The organism is Archangium sp. Cb G35 (assembly GCF_001896145.1).
Lineage (GTDB): Bacteria > Myxococcota > Myxococcia > Myxococcales > Myxococcaceae > Archangium > Archangium violaceum.
The window spans coordinates 83221-99012 of record NZ_MPOI01000026.1; the positions used below are offsets into that span (position 1 = coordinate 83221).

Sequence of the window (15792 nt, forward strand, 5' to 3'; positions counted from 1 at the left end):
GCCTATTTATCAAGGCCCTCGGCATTCTTGAGATCCTTCAACCGCAGCCCATTCTTCTTGAGCAGGCGGTAGAGGCTCTGCATGGACAGGCCGGTGTGCTGCTCGGCCGTCTTCATGTCGAAGTTGGACACGCGCATGACCTCGGCGAAGTAGAGGCGCTCGAAGTCCGCCACCACCCGGTCCTTGGCCTCGTGGTAGGGCATGCCGGTGACGAGCGCGGCCACGCTGGTGGTGGGCTGCTGGCCCTCCTCCTTGCGCTCGGGCTGGGCCATGAAGTCCAGCCAGCTGACGTTGCCCGTCTCCTGCATGAGGGCACCGCGCTCCAGCACGTTGCGCAGCTCGCGCACGTTGCCCGGCCAGTCATAGCCCTCGAAGAGGGCGAGCGTCTGCGAGGTGAGCTCGAAGGAGGACTTGAGGCCGCGCAGCAGGGACTGGGCGAGCGCGGGGATGTCCTCGCGCCGGGTACGCAGCGGGGGCAGGCGCACACGCGCCACCGCCAGCCGGTAGTAGAGGTCCGCCCGGAAGCGGCCCTGGCGCACGTCCTCCTCGAGGTTGCGGTGCGTGGAGGCGATGATGCGCACGTCCACCGGCACCGGCGCCCCGTCCAGCGAGGGCACCTCGCGCGACTCCAGCACGCGCAGGAGCTTGGGCTGCAGGGACAGCGGCAGCTCGCCCACCTCGTCCAGGAAGAGGGTGCCGCCCTGGGCCGCCTCGAAGACGCCCTTGCCGGCCTCATCGCCGTTGGAGCGCAGGCCGCCGAACAGCTCGCGCTCGGCCTTCTCCTCGGTGATGAGGTTGCAGTCCACCACCTTGAAGGGGCCATGCCGCCGCCGCGAGTGCTCGTGCACCGCGCGCGCCGCCAGCTCCTTGCCGGTGCCCGTCTCGCCCTCGAGCAGGAGGTTCATGTCCTCCCGGGCGATGCCCCGCAGCTGCGCGAAGACGACGCGCATCTTCTCCGAGGACGCCACCAGGGCACCGAAGGCATCCGCCCCGCCCGTCACCTCCACCTCGGTGGCGCGCGCCTCCTGCTTGATGGCCAGCTTCGTCTTGCCCAGCATCACCTTGTCACCCGGTTGCAACAGCGCCTGCATCACCTGATGGCCATCCAGGAAGGTGCCGTTGCGGCTGCCCAGGTCGCGCACGATGATTCCCTTGTTCGTGCGCTCCAGCTCGATGTGCCGGCGGCTCACCGTCTGGTCGCTCAGCACCAGATCGCTCGCCACATCCGAGCCCACGCGCAGCAGCGCATCCTGCGTGGTGACCTTCTTGCCCTTGTCCGGGCCAGCCACCACCTCCACCGTCCAGTCACGCACTTGAATCCGTGTCGAGCGCCCCTCGGGGCTCTGCACGGTCTGGGTGACCTCCGGCCTGTCGTCGATCATTGGCGTAGACCCTCCACCCGGGGCGGCGGACTGGGTACTTCCGCCAGCGTCGCGGGAGTTTCCTGTTTATGGGGCTAATACGGCGGGAGCAAGCGTTAGTGTCTGACTGTGCGGGCCGCGGCATCAGGGCCGCTGTAAAAAAAAGCGGCTGTAGAAAAGAAGCGGCCCGGGAGGGTCCAGAGCCCTCTCCCGGGCGCGCCTGCTTCATCGGTGCTTCAGGGCCCGCTAATACCGGGCGGGTGCGTCGCTGGCCGGGAAGGACTCCTTGGCCTGCTCGTCCACGAGGTCATCCGACTCGTTGCCGCCGGACTTCACCTGGGCGTTGGTCGGTGCGCCGGCCGAGCGGCTGGCCTTCTTCGTGCCCTTGGCCTCTACCGTCTTGCCGCCGCGGGAGCCCGTGTCCGTGCCGCGCTTCACGCCCTCGGTCCGGGCCAGCCGCGCGCCCAACAGGTTCTTCGCGCGCTCGGCCAGGTCCTTCTGGGCCTCCTGGTAGTCCCGGAAGAAGTCCACCAGCTCCTGGTCACCGCTCTGCTCGGCGTCCTCGATGTACTGGCCGATATCCGAGGCGCCCTTGAGACAGTGGTAGAGCACGCTGATGACGTCGTAGTTCTCGTCCTTGGTTCCCGTGGCCTGTTCCCCTGTCTCTGCCATCGTCCACCTCCGTGCAATGAGCCGTTGCTCCGGGCAACCTGCTCACGGGGGAAGGGAGACGCCCAGGGAGCACGGCTGGCCGCCTGCTCCCGGGGAACGCGGCCGGGACTCAGGCCTGGAGCATCGGCTCGAGCCGCCCCTCGCTCTCCAGCCGGGCGAGATCCGAGTAGCCACCCACGTGGGTGTCGCCGATGAAGATCTGCGGCACGGTCCTCTGGCCGCCGCTCATCTCCACCAGCTTCGAGCGCATCTCGTCGTCACCGGTGACGTCCAACTCCTCGTACTTCACGCCCTTGCGCGTCAGCAGGTCCTTGGCCCGGACGCAGTAGCCGCAGTAGGTGGTGGTGTAGATTTTCACGGGCTTCACATGTCCTCCTCGTGTCTTTCTCCAACCTAAGGGGGAGGGAGACGCCACGCCACCCGGCGTATGCCCGGCTCCTCGAAACGCGAACGGCCCCCGGCTCCACGAGGGAACCGGAGGCCGTCCGGAGACACCGGAGCGCGGGAGGCACCCGCGCTCCAGGGTCCGGGGCGACTACATGCCCATGCCGCCCATACCACCCATGCCGCCCATGCCGCCCATACCACCGCCGGCCGGCATCTCCTTCTCCTCCTTCGGACGCTCGGCCACCATCGCCTCGGTGGTCAGCATCAGGGAGGCAACGGAGGCCGCGTTCTGCAGCGCGTAGCGGCTCACCTTGGCCGGGTCGATGACGCCGGCGGCCAGCAGGTCCTCGTAGACGCTGGTGGCGGCGTTGAAGCCGAACGAGCCAGTGCCTTCCTTGACCTTGTTCACGATGACGCTGCCCTCGAGACCGCCGTTGCCGACGATCTGGCGCAGCGGCTCCTCGACCGCGCGGCGGATGATGTCCACGCCGAACTTCTCACCGGCGTCCACCTTGAGGGTGTCCAGCGCCTTGGAGCAGCGCAGCAGGGCCACGCCACCGCCGGGCACCACACCCTCCTCGACGGCCGCGCGGGTCGCGTTGAGCGCGTCCTCCACGCGGGCCTTCTTCTCCTTCATCTCCGTCTCGGTCGCGGCGCCCACGTTGATGACGGCCACGCCGCCCACCAGCTTCGCCAGACGCTCCTGGAGCTTCTCGCGATCGTAGTCGCTGGTGGTCTCCTCGATCTGGGCGCGGATCTGCTTCACGCGCGCCTCGATGTCCTTCTGCGCGCCCGCACCGTCGACGATGGTGGTGTTGTCCTTGTCGATGGTGATGCGCTTGGCCTTGCCCAGATCCTGGAGCGTCAGCGTCTCCATCTTGATGCCCAGGTCCTCGGCGATCATCCGGCCGCCCGTCAGGGTGGCGATGTCCTCGAGCATGGCCTTGCGGCGGTCACCGAAGCCCGGCGCCTTCACCGCGGCCACGTTCAGCACGCCACGGATCTTGTTCACCACCAGGGTGGCCAGGGCCTCGCCCTCGATGTCCTCGGCGATGATCAGCAGCGGCTTGCCGGAGCGGGCCACCTGCTCGAGGATGGGGAGCATGTCCTTCATCGAGGAGATCTTCTTCTCGTTGATGAGGATGAGGCAGTCGTTCAGCACCACCTCCATGCGCTCCGGGTCCGTCACGAAGTACGGGGAGAGGTAGCCGCGGTCGAACTGCATGCCCTCGACCACGTCCAGGGTGGTGTCCAGGCCCTTGGCCTCCTCCACCGTGATGACGCCCTCCTTGCCGACCTTCTCCATCGCATCGGCGATGATCTGCCCGATGGTGGTGTCGCCGTTGGCGGAGATGGTACCGACCTGGGCGATCTCCTTCTTGTCCTTGGTCGGCTTGGCCAGGTTCTTCAGCTCGGCCACGATGGCGGCCACGGCCTTGTCGATGCCGCGCTTGATGTCCATCGGGTTGTGACCGGCGGCCACCAGCTTCGCGCCCTCGCGGAAGATGGCCTGGGCCAGCACGGTCGCGGTGGTGGTGCCGTCACCGGCCACGTCGGAGGTCTTGGAGGCAACCTCCTTCACCATCTGCGCGCCCATGTTCTCGAACTTGTTCTCGAGCTCGATCTCCTTGGCGACGGTCACGCCGTCCTTGGTGATCGTGGGCGAGCCGAACGACTTCTCGATCACCACGTTGCGGCCCTTGGGGCCCAGGGTGACCTTCACCGCGTCGGCCAGGATGTTCACGCCGCGGAGAATGGCCTCGCGCGCGCGGACGTCGAAAATAATGTCCTTCGCCATTTTGGATGCTTCCTTTGGTAGGGGTTGAGGAGCGGGGGAGGGGATTACTTCTCGATCACGCCGAGCACATCCTCCTCACGGAGGATGAGGTGCTCCTCACCGTCGATCTTGATCTCGGTGCCCGCGTACTTGCTGAACAGGATGGTGTCGCCAGCCTTGATGTCGAGCGGGCGGACCTTGCCGTCCTCAAGCACCTTGCCGTTGCCCACGGCGAGCACGTGGCCCTCGAGGGGCTTCTCCTTGGCGGTGTCGGGGATGAACAGACCGCCCTTGGTCTTGTTCTCCTCGGCCACGCGCTTGACGATCAGACGATCCTGCAGGGGACGAATCTTCATGGTCTGTCTCCTTCAGCTGGGGCGCCCCGGCGTACGGAGCGCTCTTGGGGGTTGGGGAATAAGGGCCTGATGGCCCGGGCCGTTAGCACTCGCACCTCGCGAGTGCCAATCAGCGAGCGCGCGGGATAATAACCAGCGAAGTCGACCCGTCAAGCGAGCCGGGACCGCGGGGAGGGGACGCGCCAAATCCCCGTCACAATTGGGTTTTTCCTCTCTGTCTTCCTGTGGACGTCGGGGGCCGGAGGGAGGTGGCGTTGCACGGTTTCTGGCAGTCGCGAGGGGCGAGTGCCAGCGTAAGTGCTTGGAATGACTGGGGGTCTCTTTGCCGCGTGTCGGGGGGCGTTGGTAACTTTTACGTGGCGTCCCCGGCCCGAAAACCCTCGGGGGCGTTGGAGGTCGAGAGTCCATGAGTCAACTGGTGACGGCCCCGTCGTTGAAGGAGTTCTTCAAGGCGCTGTTGGAAGAAGTCATCCGGCGCCAGAAGCTCGCTGTCGGGGAGACGACTGAGTTCTACCTGGTCAACCTGCTGTCCGAGTTCGCCTGTACCGACAATCTGTTCAGCAAGGGCGAGGACGGGCGCAAGGAGCAGGAGCCGCTCGCGGTGCTCTACCACCGCTCGCTGCAGCAACAGCGCGACGAGCGCATCCGCACCCTGCGCCGGCTGGGGGACGTGTCGCTCTACCAGGCCGGCTTCTTCTCCAGCGCGCTGCGCGACAGCGCCGTGGGCCAGGACTACTACATCCAGATGGGCGGCGCGGCGTACGGGCAGCTGGCGGACCTGGCGCCCGCCGCGGGCTTCGCCGCCGTCTACCGGGAGCTGAGCGCCCGCTTCCGCGCCCTGGTGGACGTGCTGGAGGAGATCGCCGCGCGCGGGCTGGTGCACAACGGCCCCTCCGGTGCCCTCAAGGTGTACGAGAGCTGGGTGCGCACCGGCAACGACAAGCTGGAGCAGGTGCTGGTGGATGCCGGCCTGGTGATGCCCAAGGGCCTGCCGAACTGAAGCCGGGAGCCACGACATGATCGGCCGCGTGCAGGAGCACCTGGAGGCGATCTACGGCATCACCTGCGCCGCCCGGGCGGAGGGCTTCGTGGTGGACAGGGAAGCCGCCGTCCAGCTGGGCGCCACCGGGCGCAGTGAGGAGGAACTGCTCGTCTCTGAATCGGAGGGGGAGCTGGAGATGGCCCTCTACCTCGCCCCCGCGCTGCTCCACCGCCTCAAGCCCTACGAGAGCGGCCCCGTGGACTCGCTGCTGGAGTCCGAGCTGGACGGCTTCTGCCAGCTCGCCGAGGGCGTCTCGCACTTCCTCTATGTGGCGCACACTGCCACACATGGACGCACCGTCTCCCTGCTGGAGCTGGAGGCGCAGGCGGAGGTGGACAAGTTCGCCCTGTGCCTGCTGCACCGGTGGGGGGATGGGGTGGGGGCGTGGGCGAAGGAGCTGCTGAGGAGGCTGTTCGACCGGGTGTCCTACCGGGAGCGGCTGTCCAAGGCGGAGCGCTGGCGGTACGAGGAGGCCAACCGGCTGTCGCGCAACTTCTGTACCCGGCTGATGGGACACGTGACGGGGCGGCGGCTGGAGCGGCTGCTGACGGACCTGCGTTACGCGTACCGGTTGGGGGCAGAAGCCAAGCTGAGGCACTTCGGACAAGTCTCCTGACCGCGGCGGCCGGGCATCGGTTAACTTGTGGCCATGCCCCGTGAGGCGTCCGCCGGAGGAATAGTCATCCGAGAGCAGGGGGGCGAGCTGGAGGTGGCCGTCATCCGGCCCCACGGCCGCTCCCTGTGGGCGCTTCCCAAGGGGCATGTGGACCCGGGGGAGACTCCCGAGCAGACGGCCGTGCGCGAGGTGTGGGAGGAGACCGGCCTGAAGGCCACACTCGTCGCGCCGCTGGGGGAGATCCGCTACGTCTACCAGTTCCGCGGCCAGCGCATCTTCAAGCGCGTGCACTTCTACCTGTTCCGTTACCAGTCCGGGGTGCTGGGAGACATCCAGCACGCGGGGCACCGGGTGGAGGTGGACGAGACGCGCTGGGTACCGCTGACCCGGGTGGCGGCGCTGCTGGGCTACAAGGGCGAGAAGGCCATCGCCGCGCGCGCGGCCAGGATGCTGCTGCGCGCGGGAGCCAGCCTCGCCCTGTCCGGGCTGTTACGCCCGGAGGGCTCCGGAGACTAGGCGCCGTTGGCCTTCTGGTCCTTGGAGTACTTGCCGGTGAGGGCCTCGCGCACGTCCCGGTCGAACTTCACGTGACCGGTGGCCACCTCGCGCAGGGAGAGCACGGGCGGCTTGTTCTTCGAGGTGTCGATGATGGGGCGGGCGCCGGCCATGAGCTGACGGGCACGCTTGGCCGCCAGCAGCACGAGCGCGAAGCGGTTGTCGACCAGGGGGAGGCAGTCTTCGACTGTGACGCGAGCCATGGTGGGGAACTTCCTTCGCTAAGTACTGGGTGAAGAAGAGATTCAACCTAGAGAGGGACCCCTACCGAGTCAAGGAAGGATGAAGCGCACCGTGGGGCAGGGGAGGGACGCGGGTGCCCGGCTGCCTGTGTGCTAGCCTTGTTGAGACCTGAACGGATCACCCGGCTGTCGCCGCCCTGGACCTCGCCCTCCCCGTGACCTCCCTCCGCCGAGCCACCGAGACCGAGCTGGAGCAGCCCGAAACCGTCCCCCGGAGGGGCGTGTGGAGCCCCCGTGTCGTCTGGGTGCTCTGCGCGGTCGTCCTGGCCTTCTGGGGGGTGGATTCCCTCTACCTGGGCTACCTCAGTCCCTGGATGCTGGGCATCCGTGTCGCGTGGGCCACGAGCCTGCTGGGCTACACGTACCTGATCCGTGGGGTGCCCCTGTCCTGGGTGACCCCGCTCACCGACCTGAACGTGTTGCTCTCCACGCTCTGCGTCCTGGGGCTCTCCGTGGAGATGGGCGGCGTGGACGGCCCCTACTTCGTCATGGTGCCCGTCCTGCCCATGGCCATCACCCTCATCTACCGGCGGCACGTGCGCTCCGTGTTCGTCTGTGGCGGGGTGGGGCTCACTGGGACCGCCCTGCTCCTGTGGAGGGACGGCCACACCCCCATCCAGGCGTTCACCTGGCTCTCGGTGGTGGGGGGAATCGTCCTGCTCGCGGCGTACTTCTCCTACCAGACGTTCCATGCCCTGCGGGCCGAGCAGCAGGCCCGGATCGAGCGGGCCCGCCGCGAGTCACTCGAGGCGCTGGCCTTCAGCGAGCACCGCCGGGCCCAGTCGGAGAAGCTGGCCATCGTCGGGCGGCTGGCGTCGGGCGTGGCGCATGAGATCAACAACCCGCTCGCCTACGTGGGCTCCAACGTCAACTTCGTGCACACCGAGCTGCTGGAGGCACGGGAGTTCGACCGGGAGGAGCTGGCCGAGGTGCTCGCCGAGACGCGCGTGGGCATCCAGCACATCCGGCAGATCGTCTCGGACCTGAGGGGCTTCGCCCGCATGGACGAGAACGAGCCCATGGCGTGCTCGCTGGCGGACGTGGCGGCCGATGCCCTGAAGCTGGCCTCGCTCCGGTTGAAGCACGTGTCGTTCCTGCAGGTGGACGTGCCCGCGGACCTGCCGGAGATCTTCGCCGTGCGGCAACGGCTGGTGCAGGTGGTGCTCAACCTGCTGATCAACGCCGGAGACGTGCTGGAGTCCCACCCGGTGCCGGGCAGCGAGGTGCGGTTGATCGGCCGCGCCGAGCAGGAGCGCGTGGTGCTGCTCGTCGAGGACAACGGACCCGGTTTCTCCCCCGAGGTGCTGACCCGGCTCTTCGAGGCCTTCTTCACCACCAAGAGCCCCGACAAGGGCACCGGCCTGGGCCTCACCCTGTCGCGCGAGCTGGTGGAGCAGTTCGGCGGCGCGCTCTCCGCCAGCAACCGCCCGGAGGGCGGGGCACGTCTGCGCATCGAGTTCCCCATCCACCGGGACGGGCTCTCGGAGAAGCCTTCCCGCGAGGCGGAGGGTCGCGAACGCGGAGCCGCTTGAGCGTGCTCCCGGCCGCGCTCTTCACGAACTTGTCCAACTGTTGGACAAGTCTGGCGGGACCGTGCCCGCCGGAGGCGTCCGTGACAGAGTGCGCCCCTCGAGAGCCCCATGCACCGCCTCCTTCCCCTGTTCGCCGCCGTCGCCCTGTGTTCCCTCGCCTGCGAGCGGAAGTCCCCACCGCCGCCGCCCTCCGCTCCCGCCACGCCGGAGCAACGCGTGCCGGCACGGGAAGGGCCCATCGTCATCGGCATGCTGGGGAGCCTCACGGGCTCGGAGGCCTCGTTCGGCACGGTGGTGCGCGATGGCATCCAGTTCGCCGTGGAGCAGGTGAACGCCGCGGGCGGGGTGAAGGGCCGCCAGGTGGAGCTCCGCGCCTATGACACCCAGGGCAAGCTCGAGGAGTCCGTGGCCGCGGCCAAACGCCTCCTCACGCAGGACAAGGTGGTGCTCATCCTCGGAGACGTGACGTCGTCCGGCTCGCTGGCCATCGCCGGCGCGGTGCAGGCCGCCCGGGTGCCCATGGTGACGCCCTCGTCCACCCACCCGGATGTGACGAAGAAGGGCGACTTCATCTTCCGCACCTGCTTCATCGATCCCTTCCAGGGCGGTGCCATGGCCCGCTTCGCCCGGGAGAACCTGAAGCTCGAGCGCGTGGCGGTGCTGCACGACAGCAAGAACGCCTCCTCGCTCGGCCTGAGCGACGCCTTCATCGCGGCCTTCCAGAAGCTGGGCGGGACGGTGGTGGCGGTGGAGAGCTACGCGAAGGGGGACTCGGACTACCGCGCGCCGTTGCTGGCGGTGAAGAAGGCGAAGCCCCAGGCCCTCTACCTGCCGGGTTTCTACAGCGAGGTGGGCGTCATCGCCCGTCAGGCGCGCGAGATGGGCCTGACATTGCCGCTGCTGGGCGGGGATGGCTGGGAGTCGGACCGCATCTTCGAGCTCGCGGGCGGCGCGCTGGAGGGCGCCTACTACTCGTCCCACTACGCCGAGGACAACCCCGCCCCCGAGCTCCAGCGCTTCATCACCTCGTTCCGCGAGCGCTATGGCCGCTCTCCCGAGGCCGCCTCCGCGCTGGGCTACGACGCGGCGAAGGTGGCGCTCGCGGCCATCGAGCGGGCGAAGTCGCTCTCTGGCCCGGACATCCGCGACGCGCTCGTGAGCACCAAGGACCACCCCGGCGCCACGGGCTCCCTCACCCTGGACGCGGACCGCAACCCGGTGAAACCCGCCGTCATTCTCACGATTCGCGAAGGCAAGCGCCGGTTCGCCGCCGCCGTGACACCTTGAGCCCTCTCCAGGAGCCCTCTCGAGGAGGCCTCTCGAGCCCTGCGGCCTCACGGTCGTTTTCCACCGGAGAACATCCGCTTCCTTTCGAGGGGTGACGGCGGGCCCGGAGTGCGGATGTTGGGGGCGCTCCGGGAGGTCCGCATGGCGGATGTGCGCCCCGAAATGGTGGCTGCGGAAGGCTCATCGCTGAAGGTCGTGATGATTGCCGCGGTGGCCGCCGTGGGGGGATTCCTGTTCGGTTTCGACACGGCCGTCATCAATGGGGCCGTCGGTGCCCTGCAGTCCACCTTCCAGGCGAGTGACGCGGCCATCGGCATCTCCGTGTCCTCGGCGCTCGTCGGCTCGGTCATCGGGGCGTTCATGGGCGGGCAGCTGGCGGATCGCCTGGGCCGCATCCGCACGATGGTGGTCGCCTCGGTCCTCTTCGCCGTGAGCGCACTGGGCTCGGGACTTGCCTTCGGGCTCGTGGATTTCAGCCTGTGGCGCGCGGTGGGCGGCGTCGCGGTGGGAATCGCCAGCGTCATTGCCCCCGCCTACATCGCGGAGATCGCTCCGGCCCACCTGCGCGGACGGCTCGGATCGCTCCAACAGCTGGCCATCGTCACCGGCATCTTCTCGGCGCTGCTGGTGGATTACGGCGTCGCCGCCGGCGCGGGTGGCTCCGCCGGGAATCCCTTCTGGCTCGGGCTCGCGGCCTGGCGGTGGATGCTCCTGTCCGAGCTTCCCCCCGCGATCCTCTATGGCGTCGGTGCCCTCATGATTCCCGAGTCCCCGCGCTACCTGGTCGCGAAGCAGCGCGACGAGAAGGCGCGGGACGTGCTCCGCACCATCATCGGCCGCGCCGCCGAGGCCAAGGTGGAGGAGATCCGCCGGAGCCTCTCGAGCGAGCACACCAGCCGGTTCTCGGACCTCCGGGGCCGCTTCGGGCTGCTCTCCATCGTCTGGGTGGGCATCGGACTGTCCGTCTTCCAGCAGTTCGTCGGAATCAACGTCATCTTCTACTACTCGAGCGTCCTCTGGCAGGCGGTCGGGTTCTCGGAGAGCGACTCGCTGGCCATCACCGTCATCACCAGCGTCACCAACATCGTCACTACCTTCATCGCCATCGCCACGGTGGATCGCTTCGGGCGCAAGCCGCTGCTCATCGTTGGCTCGGTGGGCATGGCGCTGACGCTCGGGGTGATGGCGTACCTGTTCGGCACGGCCGGTGAGGACGCCGCGGGAAATCCCGTCCTCCAGGGCCCGGCGGGGCCCATCGCCCTGGTGGCCGCCAACCTCTACGTCTTCTGCTTCGGCCTGTCCTGGGGGCCCGTGGTGTGGGTGCTGCTCGGGGAGATGTTCAACAACCGGATTCGCGGCCGCGCGCTGGCGCTCGCGGGCTCGGCGCAGTGGGTCGCCAACTTCCTCGTCTCCGCCACGTTCCCCAGCCTGCGCACCGCGGGCCTGGGGCTGGCCTATGGGCTCTACACCGCCGCCGCCATGGCCTCGTTCGTCTTCGTGCTCGTCTTCATCCGCGAAACCAAGGGCAAGGAACTGGAGGACATGGAGTGATGGAGGGTCAGATGGAATCCCCTGAACGCCTGCGCGGCTGGGTCGAGGCGGGAAAACAGGTCGGCAAGGACTTCGAGCTCGAACGCGACGGGGAGTACTGGATCGGCGGGATGGCCCTCCAGAAGGTGCGCGATTCCTACGTGGCGTACTTCTGGGAAGTGCCCGAGCGGCTGTGCGCCATGGACGAGTACGTCCGGGAGGAGCGGGCGAGCTTCCCCCGGCTCGAGGAGGCCCTGGCCTTCCTCGCGCGGGGCACGGGGCTGCACGTGGAGCACATGACTCCACTCAAGGGGCGGAAGATCTTCAGCCTCACCTGAGGCGCGCCCGCTCACGGTTGCTCCAACGCGGACACGTCCGGGCAGACGGGTCCCTGCCCACACCAGATCGATCCCGACCTCTCACCCGCGCGGGGGTCCGATCAGGACCCGCCGGGGATGGTACAGGTACGACGACATCGCGATCTCGCACGCCATGTACACCACGCGGACGGCGCGGCCACAGCCCCGGCAGTGGAAGTCCTGGTGATCGCAGCGATCGGCACGCAACGCGCGAGTCGCCTTGTCGAAGGCGGCGCGCACCTGGGGTTCGAGCGCCTCCGGCGCTGCGTAGTACAAGTTGAACGGCGTATGGGCCTGGCAGTGCGGACAGTGGAAGTCCGGTGGGGTGGGCAGGACCAGGATGTGAATGCGTGGACTGATCTCGAGGCCGGGAAAGAGGTCCGGGCTCGGTTCATGGGAGGTGGGCTGGGACATGCCGGGTCTGGATGGAGGGCGGGATGACAATGGCATTTCATAGGGCCGCGCGCGGCTGCGCAAGCGAATCGCCTATCAGTGTGCCACGCTGATGAGCCCAGTATACGCATACGCCGGCGCAGTCCGCCCTGTGGCCTCGTGGCTGGAGAAGCCAATGCCGTCAACTGTGGAGTCTTGCATCGGAGCTCGTCCTCGTTGAGCATCGGTTCGTGTCTCCACGCCCCTCCGAGTCGTCCCGCTGTTCGCACTCCTCCCTGGTGGGACGGCATTGAGCGCGGGCACGGGTTCTCCACCGCCTCGCGTCCTCGCCGACGTCTTCGCACGCACGCGCGTCCATGATGGGGCGCTCGTGCTTGGCGCCGCGCTGTTCACCGCGTTGCTCGCGCAGGTTGCCATCGCGGTGCCGGGCTCCCCGGTGCCCATCACRGGCCAGACGCTCGCGGTCGTCCTCACGGCCGCCGCGCTCGGGCCCGTGCGTGGAGTGGCCGGGCAGCTCGCCTACRTCCTGCTCGGGGCGGTGGGACTGCCGTTCTACTCCAAGGGGGCCAGCGGYTGGGYACARGTGCTCGGGCCGACCGGCGGCTATCTGGTGGGCTTCATCCCCGCGGCCGTCCTCATGGGCCTCGCGGCGCGGCACGGCTTTGACAGGGTGGCGTGGAAGGCGATCCCGCTCTTCCTCGCTGGCCAGCTCGTCATCCTGGCCATYGGCGTGCCCTGGCTCWGCGTGGCGGCCCCGCTCGACCTCGCCACGGCCCTGCACAAGGGCTTCCTGCCCTTCCTCCCCGGTGGGTTGCTCAAGGCAACCATCGCCGGCTTGGGGATGCCCCTCGCCTGGAGGCTCATACGGTCTCGCGCGCCAGGGGGGTGAGCGATGAGCGTCAGAGTTCCGTAGCGTGAGCCCTGGCGAGGTGTGGCGGGGGAGGGGCAGGTGGAGGAGCGCGGGTGGGAGTACCGGCAGAGGCAGCCGGAGGGGACGGTGCTGTACGATGCGGTGAGGGAGAACCTGGCCACGCTGCTGGCGGGGGCGGGCGAGTTGGGACGCGGCCTGCCCCTGGAGATCCTACACTTCGAACATCCTCATTTCGGAGCTTCTGGCGTCTCGGCGGGACTATGCTTCCGCGGCAGGGGCGAGGGGAAGTTGCCGCCGTGAAGCTTCGGCTCACACCAGGCAAGGGCGGCTCAACCCAAGGCTTCTCATACCAAGGGGCAACCGGATGAAACCGAAGGCACAGCAGCTTCTCTTCTTTCTGGCAGCTGGACTGTCATTGCTCACAGCAGGTTGTACCCACGAGAAGCCGCCAGCTCCGCCTTCGCCAGCTCCGCCTGTTGTCTGCGGAGATGGAGTGCGGAGCAGCTCTGAAGCCTGCGATGACGGCAACACGGTCACCGAGCCCGTATGCCCCAACGGCCAATCGAGCTGCTCCGCATGCAATGCGGCTTGTAGTGCGGTATTGCACTCGCTCAGCGTCTCCCTGACAGGGGCCGGTACAGGTTCCGTCTCCTCCGAACCAAGCGGAATCAGCCACCCGGCCACTGCCAGTGTGGCCTTGTTCCCGAACGGCAGCACGGTGACACTGAGCCCGACGCCGGGGAGGTATTCCACCTTCACCGGGTGGTTGGGAGGTGGGTGCAGCGGCACGAGCAGTTGCACCGTGACGATGGATGAAGCGAAGAGTGTGACGGCGGATTTCCAACCCGACACCCACTTCAGGCTCTACTCGAAAAACATTTCCGGAGCCCCCGACGACAACGTCACCATCGATTATCGGAACGCGAGTTCCCCCTCGAACCTGCAGCTGCGGTTCCGGGACCGTTACTCCCACTCCGTCGTCCACAGCTCGGCCGTCAGTTCCTCTGGCGTGGTGAGCCTCCCCTCCCGGGCCGGCCTGTACGAGACAGAGCTTCATGACAATGGCCTTGCCCGGAGCTCCTATGGTCATGCGTCAGTGTCGGTGCCCAATACCAGCTACATACCGACCCAGACGTTCAACCCCTCTTCGACGTATGGCCACTATCGCGTGTGGCCGGACCTCTCGCGCGCCATTGGTGATTACACCGGAGATGGATACCTGGACTTCATCTACGCCGCAGGCATGGATGGCTTCGGAAACAGCGTGGGCGCCGGGGTTTATCTCTACAAGTACAACCCCAGCACCCAGCAGTACGCCTTCGATGCCCGCCTTGCTTCTGACTACCCGTTCATCATGGGTCTACAGTTTCTCGATGCCCAGGGCGATGGATTCCTCGACATCGCCTTCGCCTATTACAGCAAGAGCAGCTATCAGGCAGGGATCTGCCTGATGCTCAACTTCGGAGGAATCTTCGGTTCCCCGGATTGCGTCGAGGATACCGACGGAACGGCCGACTACCAGAAACAGGCGACTGACCTCGCCGTGGCGGATCTCGACCGCGACGGGATCCTGGATCTGGTCCTGGTCGGCGGCGTCCAGAACGCGACCTACCGGATCACCATCTACCGGGGCATTGGCAGTGGCAGATTCTCTCGAGAGAGTGAGCTGGTGACCAGTACGGCTCAGCGCTATACCCAGGTTCGCATTGCCGACATGAACGACGACGGACGTCTCGACATTGTCGGAATCGTGGGAGACAGCAGCGACGATGCCACGATTCACATCTACAGGCAGAGTGCCACGAACTCCTTCTCGAACTCGGAGCGAGTCAGCCACGTTGTCCCGAAGATGGGGTTCTTTTCAACCGGTTACCTGAACGAGGACTCAAAGCCGGATCTCGTGGTCATTCCCCAAGGGAACTCGACTGACGGCGTGTATCTGCAGTCGAATGCGTCGGATGACACCTTCCTGTCGAGCCGCATCACCATGCCGGTCGAGCAAGTCAGCGGTACTCCCATTGTGGCGGACCTCAGCAACTCCGGGACCCCGATGGTTTACTTCGCTCCGAAAAACCGCCTGCTCTACAACAACATGAGCGGGATCTACTTCCGGAGCGTTGCCAGTTTGAGCAACGCCATCTCACTCGACGCGTCGAACACGATCGTCGGCGCCAGTCCGATGTCGGGGTTTGCAGAAGCCAATGCCGACCTTGCCGACCTCGACAACGACGGTCACATCGACCTGATGTACTCGAGGCTCTCTGGGGCCGGGCGTTTCGAGTTCATCCGTGGGCAGTGACGTAGCGCCAGGCCGGATGACTTGGCCACCGAGGTGCTCACGGACGGCACCTTGCCCGGGTGGAGTCTTGCATCGGAGCTCGTCCTCGTTGAGCATCGGTTCGTGTCTCCACGCCCCTCCGAGTCGTCCCGCTGTTCGCACTCCTCCCTGGTGGGACGGCATTGAGCGCGGGCATGGGTTCTCCACCGCCTCGCGTCCTCGCCGACGTCTTCGCACGCACGCGCGTCCATGATGGGGCGCTCGTGCTTGGCGCCGCGCTGTTCACCGCGTTGCTCGCGCAGGTTGCCATCGCGGTGCCGGGCTCCCCGGTGCCCATCACGGGCCAGACGCTCGCGGTCGTCCTCACGGCCGCCGCGCTCGGGCCCGTGCGTGGAGTGGCCGGGCAGCTCGCCTACGTCCTGCTCGGGGCGGTGGGACTGCCGTTCTACTCCAAGGGGGCCAGCGGTTGGGCACAAGTGCTCGGGCCGACCGGCGGCTATCTGGTGGGCTTCATCCCCGCGGCCGTCCTCATGG

At 67.3% G+C, this 15792-nt stretch carries 17 protein-coding genes and 1 pseudogene; 11 read left to right on the forward strand and 7 right to left on the reverse strand.

Going from position 1 to position 15792, the window contains the following annotated elements; translation table 11 throughout:
- Positions 1 to 2 precede the first annotated feature (2 nt).
- The 5 genes from BO221_RS50615 to groES all read right to left on the reverse strand — a co-directional run bounded on the left by BO221_RS50615 (position 3) and on the right by groES (position 4553).
- Positions 3 to 1382, reverse strand: coding sequence for a sigma 54-interacting transcriptional regulator (locus BO221_RS50615; RefSeq protein ID WP_198956351.1), 1380 nt, complete (start codon positions 1380 to 1382; stop codon positions 3 to 5).
- 225 nt (positions 1383 to 1607) lie between these two features.
- Positions 1608 to 2033, reverse strand: a complete 426-nt coding sequence (locus BO221_RS50620) for a hypothetical protein (protein WP_073568148.1) — start codon at positions 2031 to 2033, stop codon at positions 1608 to 1610.
- A gap of 109 nt (positions 2034 to 2142) precedes the next feature.
- Entirely contained in the window at positions 2143 to 2400 is a 258-nt protein-coding gene (gene grxC / locus BO221_RS50625; RefSeq protein ID WP_073568149.1) for a glutaredoxin 3, read from the reverse strand.
- A 168-nt stretch (positions 2401 to 2568) separates the two neighbouring features.
- Positions 2569 to 4218, reverse strand: coding sequence for a chaperonin GroEL (gene groL / locus BO221_RS50630; RefSeq protein WP_073568150.1), 1650 nt, complete (start codon positions 4216 to 4218; stop codon positions 2569 to 2571).
- Positions 4219 to 4262: 44 nt separating this feature from the next.
- Positions 4263 to 4553 carry a co-chaperone GroES gene (gene groES, locus BO221_RS50635; protein WP_043396073.1) on the reverse strand — a complete coding sequence of 97 codons (291 nt, stop codon included), beginning with the start codon at positions 4551 to 4553 and terminating at the stop codon, positions 4263 to 4265.
- 406 nt (positions 4554 to 4959) lie between these two features.
- On the opposite strand from groES, the gene BO221_RS50640 reads away from it, so the two are divergent.
- From BO221_RS50640 to BO221_RS50650, 3 genes are read left to right on the forward strand one after another with little or no spacing between them, the layout of a single operon-like run.
- Positions 4960 to 5553 (forward strand): hypothetical protein, encoded by a 594-nt coding sequence (locus BO221_RS50640; RefSeq protein WP_073568151.1) that lies wholly within the window; start codon positions 4960 to 4962, stop codon positions 5551 to 5553.
- Between the two features lie 16 nt (positions 5554 to 5569).
- Positions 5570 to 6211, forward strand: coding sequence for a hypothetical protein (locus tag BO221_RS50645; RefSeq protein ID WP_043396078.1), 642 nt, complete (start codon positions 5570 to 5572; stop codon positions 6209 to 6211).
- A 33-nt stretch (positions 6212 to 6244) separates the two neighbouring features.
- Entirely contained in the window at positions 6245 to 6727 is a 483-nt protein-coding gene (locus tag BO221_RS50650) for an NUDIX hydrolase (protein ID WP_073568152.1), read from the forward strand.
- Here BO221_RS50650 and rpoZ read toward each other — a convergent pair.
- Complete coding sequence (rpoZ, locus tag BO221_RS50655; RefSeq protein WP_073568153.1) at positions 6724 to 6969, reverse strand: DNA-directed RNA polymerase subunit omega; 246 nt, start codon at positions 6967 to 6969, stop codon at positions 6724 to 6726. The genes BO221_RS50650 and rpoZ overlap by 4 nt on opposite strands.
- Positions 6970 to 7163: 194 nt before the next feature.
- Here rpoZ and BO221_RS50660 point away from each other — a divergent pair, with 194 nt between their 5' ends.
- The 4 genes from BO221_RS50660 to BO221_RS50675 all read left to right on the forward strand — a co-directional run bounded on the left by BO221_RS50660 (position 7164) and on the right by BO221_RS50675 (position 11695).
- Positions 7164 to 8540 carry a sensor histidine kinase gene (locus BO221_RS50660; RefSeq protein ID WP_073568154.1) on the forward strand — a complete coding sequence of 459 codons (1377 nt, stop codon included), beginning with the start codon at positions 7164 to 7166 and terminating at the stop codon, positions 8538 to 8540.
- Between the two features lie 108 nt (positions 8541 to 8648).
- Entirely contained in the window at positions 8649 to 9827 is a 1179-nt protein-coding gene (locus BO221_RS50665; RefSeq protein ID WP_073568155.1) for an ABC transporter substrate-binding protein, read from the forward strand.
- A 141-nt stretch (positions 9828 to 9968) separates the two neighbouring features.
- Positions 9969 to 11378, forward strand: coding sequence for a sugar porter family MFS transporter (locus BO221_RS50670; RefSeq protein WP_073568168.1), 1410 nt, complete (start codon positions 9969 to 9971; stop codon positions 11376 to 11378).
- A gap of 11 nt (positions 11379 to 11389) precedes the next feature.
- On the forward strand, positions 11390 to 11695 hold the full coding sequence (locus BO221_RS50675) for a hypothetical protein (protein ID WP_143196170.1): 306 nt from the start codon (positions 11390 to 11392) through the stop codon (positions 11693 to 11695).
- Positions 11696 to 11776: 81 nt separating this feature from the next.
- On the opposite strand, the gene BO221_RS50680 is transcribed toward BO221_RS50675, so the two are convergent.
- Positions 11777 to 12130, reverse strand: coding sequence for a hypothetical protein (locus BO221_RS50680; protein ID WP_073568157.1), 354 nt, complete (start codon positions 12128 to 12130; stop codon positions 11777 to 11779).
- A gap of 268 nt (positions 12131 to 12398) precedes the next feature.
- Between BO221_RS50680 and BO221_RS50685 the strand changes: the two genes are divergently transcribed.
- The 4 genes and pseudogenes from BO221_RS50685 to BO221_RS50700 form a co-directional block, all read left to right on the forward strand.
- A complete protein-coding gene (locus tag BO221_RS50685; protein ID WP_233166636.1) occupies positions 12399 to 12998 on the forward strand; it encodes a biotin transporter BioY in 600 nt (199 codons plus the stop codon).
- A gap of 346 nt (positions 12999 to 13344) precedes the next feature.
- Positions 13345 to 13518: pseudogene (locus BO221_RS57780) on the forward strand (hypothetical protein); the annotation flags it as partial.
- Positions 13519 to 13788: 270 nt separating this feature from the next.
- Positions 13789 to 15279: a VCBS repeat-containing protein gene (locus tag BO221_RS50695; RefSeq protein WP_073568160.1), complete on the forward strand. Its 1491-nt coding sequence runs from the start codon at positions 13789 to 13791 to the stop codon at positions 15277 to 15279.
- A gap of 173 nt (positions 15280 to 15452) precedes the next feature.
- A partial coding sequence (locus BO221_RS50700; RefSeq protein WP_233166637.1) for a biotin transporter BioY occupies positions 15453 to 15792 on the forward strand: 340 nt, incomplete at its 3' end.

Coding starts and splice junctions, on each gene's coding strand:
- BO221_RS50615 (WP_198956351.1), bottom strand. CDS start 1,382: ATGATCGACGACAGGCCGGAGGTCACCCAGACCGTGCAGAGCCCCGAG.
- BO221_RS50640 (WP_073568151.1), top strand. CDS start 4,960: ATGAGTCAACTGGTGACGGCCCCGTCGTTGAAGGAGTTCTTCAAGGCG.
- BO221_RS50675 (WP_143196170.1), top strand. CDS start 11,390: ATGGAATCCCCTGAACGCCTGCGCGGCTGGGTCGAGGCGGGAAAACAG.
- BO221_RS50650 (WP_073568152.1), top strand. CDS start 6,245: ATGCCCCGTGAGGCGTCCGCCGGAGGAATAGTCATCCGAGAGCAGGGG.
- groL (WP_073568150.1), bottom strand. CDS start 4,218: ATGGCGAAGGACATTATTTTCGACGTCCGCGCGCGCGAGGCCATTCTC.
- BO221_RS50665 (WP_073568155.1), top strand. CDS start 8,649: ATGCACCGCCTCCTTCCCCTGTTCGCCGCCGTCGCCCTGTGTTCCCTC.
- BO221_RS50645 (WP_043396078.1), top strand. CDS start 5,570: ATGATCGGCCGCGTGCAGGAGCACCTGGAGGCGATCTACGGCATCACC.
- groES (WP_043396073.1), bottom strand. CDS start 4,553: ATGAAGATTCGTCCCCTGCAGGATCGTCTGATCGTCAAGCGCGTGGCC.
- BO221_RS50695 (WP_073568160.1), top strand. CDS start 13,789: ATGGATGAAGCGAAGAGTGTGACGGCGGATTTCCAACCCGACACCCAC.
- rpoZ (WP_073568153.1), bottom strand. CDS start 6,969: ATGGCTCGCGTCACAGTCGAAGACTGCCTCCCCCTGGTCGACAACCGC.
- BO221_RS50620 (WP_073568148.1), bottom strand. CDS start 2,033: ATGGCAGAGACAGGGGAACAGGCCACGGGAACCAAGGACGAGAACTAC.
- BO221_RS50680 (WP_073568157.1), bottom strand. CDS start 12,130: ATGTCCCAGCCCACCTCCCATGAACCGAGCCCGGACCTCTTTCCCGGC.
- BO221_RS50670 (WP_073568168.1), top strand. CDS start 9,969: ATGGCGGATGTGCGCCCCGAAATGGTGGCTGCGGAAGGCTCATCGCTG.